General features: G+C 70.5%; 9 protein-coding genes and 1 tRNA gene. 6 read left to right on the forward strand and 4 right to left on the reverse strand.

Annotation, left to right across the window (positions count from 1 at the left end; genetic code table 11):
* Positions 1-43 precede the first annotated feature (43 nt).
* Together GX015_RS10320 and GX015_RS10325 are read left to right on the forward strand one after the other, a co-directional pair.
* Positions 44-295 (forward strand): PspC domain-containing protein, encoded by a 252-nt coding sequence (locus tag GX015_RS10320; protein WP_291344941.1) that lies wholly within the window; start codon positions 44-46, stop codon positions 293-295.
* A 91-nt stretch (positions 296-386) separates the two neighbouring features.
* Positions 387-459, forward strand: a tRNA-Arg gene (locus tag GX015_RS10325).
* A 70-nt stretch (positions 460-529) separates the two neighbouring features.
* Here GX015_RS10325 and GX015_RS10330 read toward each other — a convergent pair.
* From GX015_RS10330 to GX015_RS10340, 3 genes are read right to left on the reverse strand one after another with little or no spacing between them, the layout of a single operon-like run.
* Positions 530-1,231 carry an LUD domain-containing protein gene (locus GX015_RS10330; RefSeq protein WP_291344943.1) on the reverse strand — a complete coding sequence of 234 codons (702 nt, stop codon included), beginning with the start codon at positions 1,229-1,231 and terminating at the stop codon, positions 530-532.
* A complete protein-coding gene (locus GX015_RS10335) occupies positions 1,228-2,796 on the reverse strand; it encodes a lactate utilization protein B (RefSeq protein WP_291344945.1) in 1,569 nt (522 codons plus the stop codon). Before GX015_RS10335 ends, GX015_RS10330 begins: the two co-directional genes overlap by 4 nt.
* Positions 2,793-3,593 carry a (Fe-S)-binding protein gene (locus GX015_RS10340; RefSeq protein ID WP_168937275.1) on the reverse strand — a complete coding sequence of 267 codons (801 nt, stop codon included), beginning with the start codon at positions 3,591-3,593 and terminating at the stop codon, positions 2,793-2,795. The genes GX015_RS10335 and GX015_RS10340 overlap by 4 nt, the downstream gene beginning before the upstream one ends.
* Before the next feature lie 140 nt (positions 3,594-3,733).
* Between GX015_RS10340 and argS the strand changes: the two genes are divergently transcribed.
* The 4 genes from argS to thrB all read left to right on the forward strand — a co-directional run bounded on the left by argS (position 3,734) and on the right by thrB (position 9,176).
* Positions 3,734-5,386, forward strand: a complete 1,653-nt coding sequence (argS, locus tag GX015_RS10345) for an arginine--tRNA ligase (RefSeq protein WP_291344948.1) — start codon at positions 3,734-3,736, stop codon at positions 5,384-5,386.
* Positions 5,387-5,389: 3 nt separating this feature from the next.
* Entirely contained in the window at positions 5,390-6,760 is a 1,371-nt protein-coding gene (gene lysA / locus GX015_RS10350; protein ID WP_168937273.1) for a diaminopimelate decarboxylase, read from the forward strand.
* Positions 6,761-6,903: 143 nt separating this feature from the next.
* A complete protein-coding gene (locus tag GX015_RS10355; RefSeq protein WP_291344951.1) occupies positions 6,904-8,247 on the forward strand; it encodes a homoserine dehydrogenase in 1,344 nt (447 codons plus the stop codon).
* Between the two features lie 2 nt (positions 8,248-8,249).
* Entirely contained in the window at positions 8,250-9,176 is a 927-nt protein-coding gene (gene thrB, locus GX015_RS10360; protein WP_291344953.1) for a homoserine kinase, read from the forward strand.
* Positions 9,177-9,693: 517 nt separating this feature from the next.
* On the opposite strand, the gene GX015_RS10365 is transcribed toward thrB, so the two are convergent.
* Positions 9,694-11,412 carry a long-chain fatty-acid--CoA ligase gene (locus GX015_RS10365; RefSeq protein ID WP_291344955.1) on the reverse strand — a complete coding sequence of 573 codons (1,719 nt, stop codon included), beginning with the start codon at positions 11,410-11,412 and terminating at the stop codon, positions 9,694-9,696.
* Between the last annotated feature and the right edge of the window lie 348 nt (positions 11,413-11,760).

Below are 11,760 nucleotides of genomic sequence, written 5' to 3' on the forward strand. Positions count from 1 at the left end.
GCGGCGTACTGCGGTGAATGTCGTTGTCCCGTATAACGGGGGCATGGCGAACATGGACAAGAACGGCTTCTTCAACCAGCAGCAGATTTCCCAGTCGATCGACCGCGCGGCGGGCCGTCCCGTCCGCCGGAGCCACTCCAACAAGTGGATCGCCGGCGTGTGCGGCGGCATCGAGGAGGCCACCGGCTTCAACGTCACCGCGCTGCGCGTGATCTTCGCGATCCTCGGCCTCACGGTCGCGCCGGTCGCGTTGATCCTCTACCTGGGCCTGTGGCTCGTGATCCCGGAGGCGTAGTTTTTCGGCTCGCGAGGCTCGGCCGACCGGGCCTTTCGCCGTTCCGCGTGGGGCGGTGCTAAAGTATCGGACGTTGCCCGCAAGGGCGCACGCCTCCGTAGCTCAGTGGATAGAGCACCGGTTTCCGGTACCGAAGGTCGTAGGTTCGACTCCTATCGGGGGCACCGAGAAAAGTCCCGCACCAGTTGGTGCGGGACTTTTTCGCGTCCTGGTCGGGGCTGAGCCGGAGTGCGGTCACCCGGCGATGACGACCACGAGCGTGCGCGGGCCGTGGACGCCCTCGACGCGGTTGAGCTCGATGTCGGACGTCGCGGACGGCCCGGAGATCATGGTGATCGGCGCAGTCGGCTCGAGGCGGGAGATGGCCTCGGGCACGCCGTCGACGATCGATTCCACCGGCACGACGCACACGTGCAGGTCGGGGACCAGCGTCAGCGCCCGGCGGCCGGACGTGGGGGAGCCGTCGAGGAAGATCGTGCCGGTCTCGGCGGAGGTCACCGCAGACGAGGTCACCACGCCATCGAGCGCGTCGAGCTCGGTCGGGGCGAACAATCCCGGCTCGTCGACGACGATGTCGCCGCGGTCGGCGCCGAAATCGCCCAGCCACGCCTCATCGAGGCCGGCGGGAATGCCCACGCGGTCGACGCCGTGCTCGGCCAGCACCGCCGCCACAGCTTCGCCGATCCCGCCGGAACCGCCGACGGACGCCGAACACCGGATCACCTCGGCGCGGTAGTCGACCAGCCGGTCGACCAGCAGCTCCACCAACTCCGCGCCCGGGGTTTCCCGACCGCGGATGTAGTCGCGCGGCACCGTGTACGCCTCGCCGGGCACGCCCGCGTCGATGTCGGCGCCCTCGGAGATGACTCGCCCCTCCGCGGACCGCGCGTGCGCCTCGCGGATGCGATCCAGGATCTCCTGCTTTGCGACGCTCATCGGTCCTCCACCTCGGTGTTCTCGTCGTTTTCGCCCGCGTCGCCCGAAATGCGGGACGGGACGGGGTGCGCGGCTTCGTCGTCAAGCAAAGCCCTTGCGGAATCGGAGCCCCACCAGGACCGGAAGGGCTTCTTCGGCGGCACCGGGGTGTCGCGGGCGTCGGACCATCCGGAGAGGAACAGGGGCAGGCGGTGGATTTCGCCGTCGCGCAGGCCCAGGACGCGGATGAGCGACGCCGACCTAACGGCCATGTCCCACAGGCGCGGGCCGCCCATGACCCAGCCCATGAGGCCGAAGAGCTTGCCCTCGACCGGCGGGCGGTGGTCGCGGACCTTCTGGTGGCGCAGTTCCAGCAGGGCGGCCGGGATGTCGATGCGCACCGGGCACACCTCGAAGCACGCGCCGCACAGCGACGACGCGTAGGGCAGCGAGGCGTTGGGGTCCTTCGCCGAATCCATGCCCGTCAGCTGCGGGGACAAGATCGCGCCGATCGGCCCGGGGTACGTCGAGCCGTAGGCGTGGCCGCCGGCGCGCTCGTAGACGGGGCAGATGTTCAGGCACGCCGAACAGCGGATGCACTTGAGCGCCTCGCGGCCGATGGGATCGGCCAGCGTGGCGGTGCGGCCGTTGTCCAGCAGCACGATGTGGAACTCGGTCGGGCCGTCGCCATCGGTGACGCCGGTCCACATCGAGGTGTACGGGTTCATGCGCTCGCCGGTCGACGACCGCGGCAGCAGCTGCAGGAAGACCTCCAGGTCTTCGAATCGAGGCAGCAGCTTCTCGATGCCCATCACCGTGATCAGCGTCTCCGGCAGCGTCAGGCACATGCGGCCGTTGCCCTCGGATTCGACGACGGTGACGGTGCCGGTCTCGGCGACGCCGAAGTTGGCGCCGGAGATGGCGACCTTCGCGGACATGAACTGGTCGCGCAGGAACCGCCGCGACGCCTCCGCCAGCTCCGCCGGCTCGTTGCCCAAGTCCGGGTCGACGCCGGGGATGCCGCGGCGGAAGATGTCGCGGATCTCGTCGCGGTTGCGGTGGATGGCGGGCACGAGGATGTGCGACGGCTTGTCGTCGCCGAGCTGCACGATGAGCTCGGCGAGGTCCGTCTCGCGGGCGGAGATGCCGGCGTCGGCCAGCGCCTCGTTGAGCCCGATCTCCTGCGTGGCCATGGACTTGACCTTGATGATGTCGGTTTCGCCGGTCGCGCGCACCAGATCGGTGACGATCGCGTTGGCCTCCGCCGCGTCCCGCGCCCAGTGGACGTGGCCGCCGCGGGCGGTGACGGCCTCCTCGAACTGCTCGAGCAGCTCCGGCAGCCGCGCCATGACGTCGCGCTTGATCGCCGACCCCGCCAGCCGCAGCGCCTCCCAATCCTCCTTCTCGCCGACGACGGCCGCCCGCTTGCCGCGGATGGTGTGGGTGGCGTTGCGCAGGTTGGCGCGCAGCTGGCCGTTGCGCAGCTCGTGGTGCGCGGCGGCGGTGAAGCCCTCCTCGCCGCGCAGATGGCCGACGCCGGCCGGTGCGCGCGGGGGAGTGGGCAGGCCCAGGTTCACGGGGCTCATCGCGCGCCCCCTTGCTTTGCGACGCCCGCGGCGCCGTGGTCGGCCGGCACCTCATAGGGCCGGCGCCGGGTGGATGCGAGGATTTCGGCGATGTGAAGGGAGTGGACCGGCGAGCCGTTCTTGAGGAGCTTGCCGCCGATGTTGAGCAGGCAGGAGGCGTCGCCGGCGGTGACGAACTCCGCGCCGGTGGACTCGACGGCCGTGACCTTGTCGGCGACCATCGCCGCGGAGGTTTCGGCGTTCTTCACGCTGAACGTGCCGCCGAAGCCGCAGCATTCCTCGGCGCCGGGCAGGTCGACCAGGTCGATGCCCTCGACGGCGCGCAGCAGCTTCAGCGGCCGGTCGCCGACGTGGAGGACGCGCAGGCTGTGGCACGTGGAGTGGTACGTCACCCGGTGGGGGAAGTAGGCCCCGACGTCGGTGACGCCGGCGACGTCGACGATGAACTCCGAGAGGTCCAGCGTCTTGTTCGCGCAGGTCTTGGCCACCGCGGCCTGGGCGGCGGTGCCGAAGCGCGAGGCGATCATGGGGTGCTGGTGGCGCACGGCGCCGGCGCAGGAGCCGGACGGGGCGACCACGTAATCGATGGACGGATCGGAGAAGGCGTCCGCGTAGGTGTCGATCTGCGGCAGCGCCTCTTCCTGGTATCCGGTGTTGACGTGCATCTGACCGCAACACGTCTGCTTCTCGGGGAAGACGACGTCGCAGCCGAGGCGGGTGAGGACCGCGGCCGTGGCCTGGACCGCGGAGGGGAACATCACGTCGCCGACGCAGGTGGCGAAAAGCGCGACCTTCATGTGGGCTCCTGGGGTGGTGGGCTGATTCGGGGCCGAGTCTACGCCCGGAAAGTAACGTCGGAAACGATTCAGAGAGCGGTGTTCGGGGACGTTCGACCGTCGTAAAGCGAGGTCCGGCGCACCCGCTAGGATGTGCAACCATGACTCCAGCCGAACTCGCCGCCCTGATCCGCGGCCTCGCCGTCGACGTCTTCACCGAAAACGACCTGGACCCGTCGGTGCTTCCCGACGACGTCGTCGTCGAGCGCCCCCGCAACCCGGAGCACGGCGATTACGCCACCAACGTGGCCATGCAGGCCGCCGGTCGCGCCGGAGCGAAGCCGCGCGACGTCGCCGGCTGGCTGGTGGACAAGCTCGCCGCGACCGACGGCATCGACGAGGCGTCGGTGGCCGGCCCGGGCTTCATCAACATCCGCCTGGGCTCGGCGGCGCAGGGCAAGATCGTCTCGGAGATCCTCGCCGCCGGCGAGAAGTGGGGCCATGGCGACGATTACGCCGGCACCAAGGTCAACCTGGAGTTCGTCTCCGCCAACCCCACCGGGCCGATCCACCTGGGCGGCACCCGCTGGGCGGCCGTCGGCGACGCGCTGGGCCGCGTGTTGTCGGCCCGTGGCGCGCAGGTGACCCGCGAGTACTACTTCAACGACCACGGCGAGCAGATCAACCGCTTCGCCCGCTCCCTCGTCGCCGCCGCCAAGGGCGAGCCGACGCCGGAGGACGGCTACGGCGGCGGCTACATCGCCGACATCGCCGCGCAGGTCATCGAGAAGAACCCCGACGTGCTCTCCGGCACCGACGCCGAGGTGCAGGAGACCTTCCGCGCCACCGGCGTGGAGCTGATGTTCGCCCACATCCGCGAGTCCCTGCACGAATTCGGCACCGACTTCGACGTCTACTTCCACGAGAATTCGCTGTTCGAGTCCGGGGCCGTCGAGTCGGCCGTGGCGCAGCTGAAGAACGACGGCAAGCTCTACGAGCACGACGGCGCGTGGTGGCTGAAGTCGACCGACTACGGCGACGACAAGGACCGTGTGGTCATCAAGTCGGACGGCAACGCCGCCTACATCGCCGGCGACATCGCCTACGCGAAGGACAAGTTCGACCGCGGCTTCGACCTGTGCATCTACATGCTCGGCGCCGACCACCACGGTTACATCGCCCGCCTGAAGGCCGCCGCGGCGGCGCTGGGCTACGACGCCGACGCCGTCGAGGTGCTCATCGGCCAGATGGTCAACCTGCTGCGCGACGGCGAGGCCGTGCGCATGTCCAAGCGCGCCGGCACCGTCATCACCCTCGACGACCTGGTGGAGGCCATCGGCATCGACGCCGCCCGCTACTCCCTGATCCGTTCGTCGGTCGACTCCTCGCTGGACATCGACCTGGCGCTGTGGGCGTCGCAGTCCAACGACAACCCGGTGTACTACGTCCAGTACGGCCACGCGCGCATCAGCTCCATCGCGCGCCGCGCCGCCGAGGCGGGCGTGACCTCCGAGGGCGCCGACTTCGGCCTGCTCGTCCACGATCGCGAGGGCGAGCTGATCCGCACCCTCGGCGAGTTCCCCGCCGTGGTCACCGCCGCCGCGCAGCTGCGCGAGCCGCACCGCGTCGCCCGCTACGCCGAGCAGCTCGCCGGCGTGTTCCACCGCTTCTACGACGCCTGCCAGATCCTGCCGAAGGCCGGCGAGACCGCCGAGCCGCTGCACGCCGCCCGCCTGGGCCTGGCCGAGGCCACGCGCCAGACGCTGGCCAACGCCCTGGGCCTGCTCGGCGTCACCGCCCCGGAGAGGATGTAGCGCATGACGGACAAGAATCCCGCCGCCACCGCCACGACCGGTGCCACCGCCGCCTTCAACGGCCTGCCGGCCCACGTGTGGCCCCGCAATGCCGCCCGCGGCGCCGACGGCGTCGTGTCCATCGCCGGCGTGGCGTTGACGGACATCGCCGAGCGCTTCGGCACTCCGGTCATGGTCGTCGACGAGGACGACTTCCGTTCGCGCTGCCGCGACATGGCCCGCGCGTTCGGCGGCCCGGAGCACGTGCATTACGCATCGAAGGCGTTTCTGACGCGCACCATCGCCCGTTGGGTGGAGGAGGAGGGCCTGTCGCTGGACGTGGCCTCCGAAAACGAGCTGCGCATCGCGCTGATGGCGGACTTCCCGGCCGCCCGGATCACCGCGCACGGCAACAACAAGGACGACGCCTTCCTGCGCGCCTGCGTCGACGAGGGCGTCGGCCACGTCGTGCTCGACAGCGACCAGGAGCTCGAGCGCCTCGACGCCATCGCGGGCGAGGCCGGCCGCGCCCAGCACGTGATGATCCGCGTCAAGCCCGGCATCGAGGCCCACACGCACGAGTTCATCGCCACCAGCCACGAGGACCAGAAGTTCGGGTTCTCCCTGGCGTCCGGGTCGGCCTACCGCGCCGCCGAGGCCGCGGTGAAGGCCGCCAACCTGGAGCTCGTCGGCCTGCACTGCCACGTCGGCTCGCAGGTCTTCGACGCGCAGGGCTTCACGGCCGCCGCCGACCGCGTGCTGGAGCTGTACTCGCGCATCCACGACGAGCTCGGCGTGATCCTGCCGGAGCTCGACCTCGGCGGCGGTTACGGCATCGCCTACACCGAGGACGAGCAGCCGCTCGACGTCGACGAGGTCGCCCACGACCTGCTCACCGCGGTGGCCAAGACGGCCGCCGAGCTGGGCATCGAGGCCCCGTCGGTGCTGGTCGAGCCGGGCCGGGCCATCGCGGGCCCGGGCACCGTCACGGTGTACGAGGTCGGCACGGTCAAGGACGTCACCGTCGACGAGGGCGTTTCCCGCCGCTACCTGTCCGTCGACGGCGGCATGTCGGACAACATCCGCCCGGCCCTGTACGGCTCGCTTTACGACGCCCGCGTGGTGTCCCGCACCGTCGACGGCACGGCGACGTCCACGCGCATCGTCGGATCCCACTGCGAATCGGGCGACGTGCTGATCCGCGATGCGGAGTACCCCGACGACATCCGCCGCGGCGATCTGGTGGCGCTGGCCGCCACCGGCGCGTACACCTACGCGATGTCGAGCCGGTACAACGCCTTCAACCGCCCCGCGATCGTGTCGGTGCGCGACGGCGCCGTCACGCCGATGATGCGGCGCGAGACCATCGAGGACTTCCTGGCCCTCGAGGGCTGAGAATCCACATGCCCGCCGCCCCGCCGCAAGTCGGGGACGGCGGGCCCGCCCTTCACCCGACGGGCGGAGGGGGAGGGGCCACCAGTAGGCTGATCGGCGTACCAATCCGGTTAGGACACGCGACGAACACACACGGGAGAGCAATGAGCGCGAACAACGAGACCACCTTCAACCCCGGCAAGGGCGAGGGGCAGTCCGTCGGCGTGGCCATTCTCGGCCTCGGCACCGTCGGCACGCAGGTGCTGCGCCTGCTGGGCGAGAAGGCCGAGGATTTCGAGCGCCGCATCGGCGGCCCGATCGAGGTCAAGGGCGTCGCCGTCAGCGACAAGACCAAGCCCCGCCCCGGCATCGATCCGGAGCTGATCACCGATGACGCGTACTCGCTGGTCGAGCGCGACGACGTCGACCTGGTGGTCGAGGTCATCGGCGGCATCGATTACCCGCGCCGCGTCGTGCTCGCCGCCCTCCGCGCCGGCAAGTCCGTGGTCACCGCGAACAAGGCCCTCGTCGCCGCCCACGGCGCCGAGCTTTCCGACGCCGCCGATTCTTCCGGGGCCGACCTCTTCTTCGAGGCCGCCGTCGCCGCCGCCATCCCGATCGTCGGCCCGCTGCGCCGCTCGCTGGCCGGCGACACGGTGAACAAGGTCGTCGGCATCGTCAACGGCACCACCAACTTCATCCTCGACGCCATGGACTCCACCGGCGCCGACTACGGCGAGATGCTGGCCGAGGCCACCCGCCTGGGTTACGCCGAGGCCGACCCGACCGCCGACGTCGAGGGCCACGACGCCGCCTCGAAGGCCGCGATCCTGTCGTCGCTGGCGTTCCACACCCGCGTCACCGCCGATGACGTCCACTGCGAGGGCATCTCGTCCATCACCGCCGAGGACATCGCCGCCGCCCAGGCCGCCGACTGCACCATCAAGCTGCTGGCCACCTGCGAGCGCGTGACCGACGAAAGCGGCAGGGAGGGCGTGTCCGCCCGCGTGTACCCGGCGCTGATCCCGCGCCGCCACCCGCTGGCCACCGTCCGCGAGTCCTTCAACGCCGTGTTCATCGAGGCCGAGGCCGCCGGTTCGCTGATGCTGTACGGCAACGGCGCCGGCGGCAACCCGACCGCGTCGGCGGTGCTCGGCGACGTCGTCGCCGCCGCCCGCAACATCGTCCACGGCGGCCGCGCCCCGGGCGACTCCACCTACGCCAACCTGCCGATCCTGGACTTCGGAGACGTGCGCACCCGCTACCACATCGACCTCCACGTCGACGACCGCCTGGGCGTCCTGGCCGAGGTCGCCAAGACCTTCTCCGACCACGGCATTTCGCTGCGCACCGTCCGCCAGGAGGGCGCCAACCCCGGCGCGCGCCTGGTGATCATCACTCACCGCGCCAAGGAGCGCGAGCTCGAGGCCACCGTCGACGCGCTGTCCAAGCTCGACGCCGTGCTCGAGGTCAATTCCGTCATCCGCATCGAGGGAATGGACATCTAGCGATGGCGCAGGAACTGCTGCCCGGCCAGAAGGTCCGGGTCACCGTGCCCGGTTCGTCGGCCAACCTGGGCCCCGGTTTCGACACCCTCGGCCTGGCGCTGTCCATCTACGACGTCGTCGAGGTGGAGGTCACCGAGTCCGGCATCGAGGTCGAACTGCACGGCGAAGGCTCCGAGGAGTTGCCGACCAACGAGTCGCACCTCGTCGTCCGCGCCATCCGCGCCGGCCTGCGCGCCGCGGGCATGGAGGCCCCGGGCCTGCGCGTCGTGTGCCACAACTCGATCCCGCAGTCGCGCGGTCTCGGTTCGTCGGCCGCCGCAGCGGTCGCCGGCGTCGCCGCGGCCAACGGCCTGAGCGGATTCCCGCTGTCCGAGGACCAGGTCATCCAGGAGGCTTCCGTCTTCGAGGGCCATCCCGACAACGCCGCCGCGTCCGTGCTGGGCGGGGCCGTCGTCAGCTGGACCGACAAGCCCGTCGACGGCCGCACCGCCCCGCAGTACCGTGCCGTGGGCCTGGACGTGCACCCCGACATCCGCGCCACCGCGCTGGTGCCGTCGTTCCACGCGTCGACGAATGCGGTGCGCCAGGTGCTGCCCAGCGACGTCAGCCACATCGACGCCCGCTTCAACGTCTCCCGCGTCGCCGTCATGGTCACCGCGCTGACCAACCACCCCGAGCTGCTGTGGGAAGGCACGCGCGACCGCCTGCACCAGACCTACCGCGCCGAGGTGTTGCCGGTGACCGCCGAGTGGGTCAACCGCCTGCGCAACCGCGGTTACGCCGCGTTCCTGTCCGGCGCCGGCCCGACCTGCCTGGTGCTGTCCACCGGCGAGGTCCCGGACAAGGTGCTCGACGAGGCCCGCGAGGCCGGCATCAAGGTCATGGAGCTCACCGTCGCCGGCCCCGTCGAGGTCGAGGTCGAGGGCTAGGGATGGCCATGGGGAAGGGGCTCGACCAGGGCCCCGCCGCCGCGGCGGGCGCCGAAGTCTTGCCGCGGCGGGCATCCACGCCCCGTTGAGCCGCAGATACCTACGTTCCGGCCAGATGCTCATGTTCCAACGTGAGTATCTGGCCGGAACGTAGGTTTTTGCGTGGATGGGGCGGGCGCCCATGGGGTGCGCACGGATCGAGCACGCGGTTGGGGTGAGCGCGGATGGCGGGAGCGAGAATCGGGTGCGCGGGGAGGGGGTGCGCACGGGCCGTCGTCAAGCAACTGCCGGGAAAGCGGCGCCACGGCCGGGTACGAGACGCGGCCGGCACCGCTCAACTCCAGAAAGACGCCCAGTGGACGGAAAGACGTGGTCAACCACATCTTTCTGCCCACTGGACGTCTTTTTGCGGGGAGCGGCGGGAGCGGTGGGGAGCGGCGGGAGGCGGCGGGAGCGGTGGGGAGCGGCGGGAGGCGGCGGGAGCGGCGGGCGCGGGAAGGGGCGGGCGGGAAATGCCCTACTTCTCGCCGGGGCCCTTCAGCTTGATGACATCGAGTTCCCCGGCCGCGAGATGCTTCCGCAGATCCTTCTTGTCGAACTTGTCCACCGACGTCTTGTCGATGTCGCGGACGAACGACCAGTAGTCGGGGAGCATCCACTTGGGCAGCTTCGGGCGCAGCTCGTCGCGAAGCTTCTCCGCCTGGGCGCGATCGGCCGGAACGTCGGGGTACAGCACGGTGACGGCCAGCGGACGCTCGCCCCACTTCTCGTCGGGCACGCCGATGACGGCGCACTCCACGACTTCCCGCGACTCCATGACCAGGTTCTCCAGCTGCACCGAGTAGATCCACTCGCCGCCGGAACGGATGACGTCCTTCGCCCGGTCCTGCACGGTGAGGTAGCCGTCGCGCGTGATGGACCCGACGTCGCCGGTGCGCAGCCAGCCATCGGCGGTGAATCGGGACCGGGCCGTGTCCACCTCGTCGCCGCGGAACACGTGGGCGTCGCCGCCGTCGTCCTCCTCCGGAGAGTGGTAGTACGCGCCGGTCACGGTGTTGCCGCGGACCTGGAGTTCGCCCTGGTTGCGGTCGTGGAGATCGAGGATGCGGCCCTCTTCGTCGACGATGCGGAAGTCCATGATGTCCGGGAAGCGACCCTGGCTGACGCGATAGCGCTGGCGCGCCTCGCCGGACGCGCCCGACGGGGGACGCGCGACGGTTCCCACCGGCGACGTCTCCGTCATGCCCCACAGGTGGATGACGTCGACGCCGTAGCGCTCCTCCCACATCCGCATCAGCGCCGGCGGGGCGGGGGAGCCGCCGACGAAAATGTCCTGCAGGCTCATGCGCTCCGGCGGGTTGTTCAGGTAGTGGACCATCAGCGAGATCCACAGCGTCGGCACACCCTGCGCCACGCGCGGCAGCGAGGTCGCGATGATCTCCGCCAGCCGCGCCGCCGACAGGTCCGCCCCGGGGAACACCATCGGTGCACCGCACATGAAGTTCGCCAGCGGCACGCCCCAGCTGAGCACGTGATAGATGGGCACGCAGCACAACCACGGTGTGCCGTGGGAGATGGCGAAGGAGTCGGTGGTGCGCAGATTCAGGCTGTGCAGGTACAGCGACCGGTGGGAATAGATGACGCCCTTCGGCGCGCCCTCGGTGCCGGTGGAGTAGCACATCGCCGCGCCGAGCGTCTCGTCGAGTTCGGGCCAGTCGAAGGTGGACGGCCGGCCGTCGAGAAGCGCTTCGTAGGAGTACCACCGCACGCCGGCGGGCAGGTGCGCGGCGGCCTCCTCCAGGCCGGACGTGCCGATGAAGATCACCGCGCGCACGCCCGGGCACTTCGGCAGCATGCGGCCCAGGCCCTCCGCCAGCGCCGGATCGCAGACGATGACCTCGTCGTGCGCGTGATTGATGATGTGCACGATCTGGTCGTCCATCAGCTGCTGGTTCAGCGGCTGGAACACGGCGCCCATCGACGCGACGCCGAGGAACACCTCGAGATGCTCGGCGCAGTTGTACATCAGGGTGCCCACGCGCTGGTCGCCGTCGATCCCGAGCTCGTCGCGCAGAGCGTTGGCCAGCGCGGATGCGCGCGACGCGATGGCGGCGAAGGTCGTGGTCTCGGGGCCGTCCGCATGCCACGAGGTCACCGTGGTGTTCGCGTGGATCGTGCGGCCGTACTCGAGGATCCTCGCCACCGAAAGCGGGATTTCCTGCATCGTGCTGCGCATGTGTACAGGTTAGCCGGAAGGCCGGGCCGACACGCCGCCCCGGGCCCGGTTGCCCCGCGGCGGCGGCGCCGATTACTCTGGTATCCCAGGACGCCGCGACGTAGACCGCCGGACCGCTCCGCCACCCCATTCACCGCACCGCCATTGCCGCGATGCGCCGCCGCCCGCTGTCGCCGGGTTGCGGGGGTTGACGCCAGGTTCCGCGATCGGCAGCCGATCGCCCCCGGGGATTCGATGGGGGCGCGAGGATTTCCGCGGCGCCAGCACCCCACGACACCCGCGCGACGGGATCGGCCGCCAGATGCGGCCGGATTGACCGGGGCCGCGCAGTCCCGGCCCCCGCTTCGA

This window comes from Corynebacterium sp., assembly GCF_012837295.1.
GTDB lineage: Bacteria > Actinomycetota > Actinomycetes > Mycobacteriales > Mycobacteriaceae > Corynebacterium.

Coding starts and splice junctions, on each gene's coding strand:
- GX015_RS10320 (WP_291344941.1), top strand. CDS start 44: ATGGCGAACATGGACAAGAACGGCTTCTTCAACCAGCAGCAGATTTCC.
- GX015_RS10330 (WP_291344943.1), bottom strand. CDS start 1,231: ATGAGCGTCGCAAAGCAGGAGATCCTGGATCGCATCCGCGAGGCGCAC.
- GX015_RS10335 (WP_291344945.1), bottom strand. CDS start 2,796: ATGAGCCCCGTGAACCTGGGCCTGCCCACTCCCCCGCGCGCACCGGCC.
- GX015_RS10340 (WP_168937275.1), bottom strand. CDS start 3,593: ATGAAGGTCGCGCTTTTCGCCACCTGCGTCGGCGACGTGATGTTCCCC.
- argS (WP_291344948.1), top strand. CDS start 3,734: ATGACTCCAGCCGAACTCGCCGCCCTGATCCGCGGCCTCGCCGTCGAC.
- lysA (WP_168937273.1), top strand. CDS start 5,390: ATGACGGACAAGAATCCCGCCGCCACCGCCACGACCGGTGCCACCGCC.
- GX015_RS10355 (WP_291344951.1), top strand. CDS start 6,904: ATGAGCGCGAACAACGAGACCACCTTCAACCCCGGCAAGGGCGAGGGG.
- thrB (WP_291344953.1), top strand. CDS start 8,250: ATGGCGCAGGAACTGCTGCCCGGCCAGAAGGTCCGGGTCACCGTGCCC.
- GX015_RS10365 (WP_291344955.1), bottom strand. CDS start 11,412: ATGCGCAGCACGATGCAGGAAATCCCGCTTTCGGTGGCGAGGATCCTC.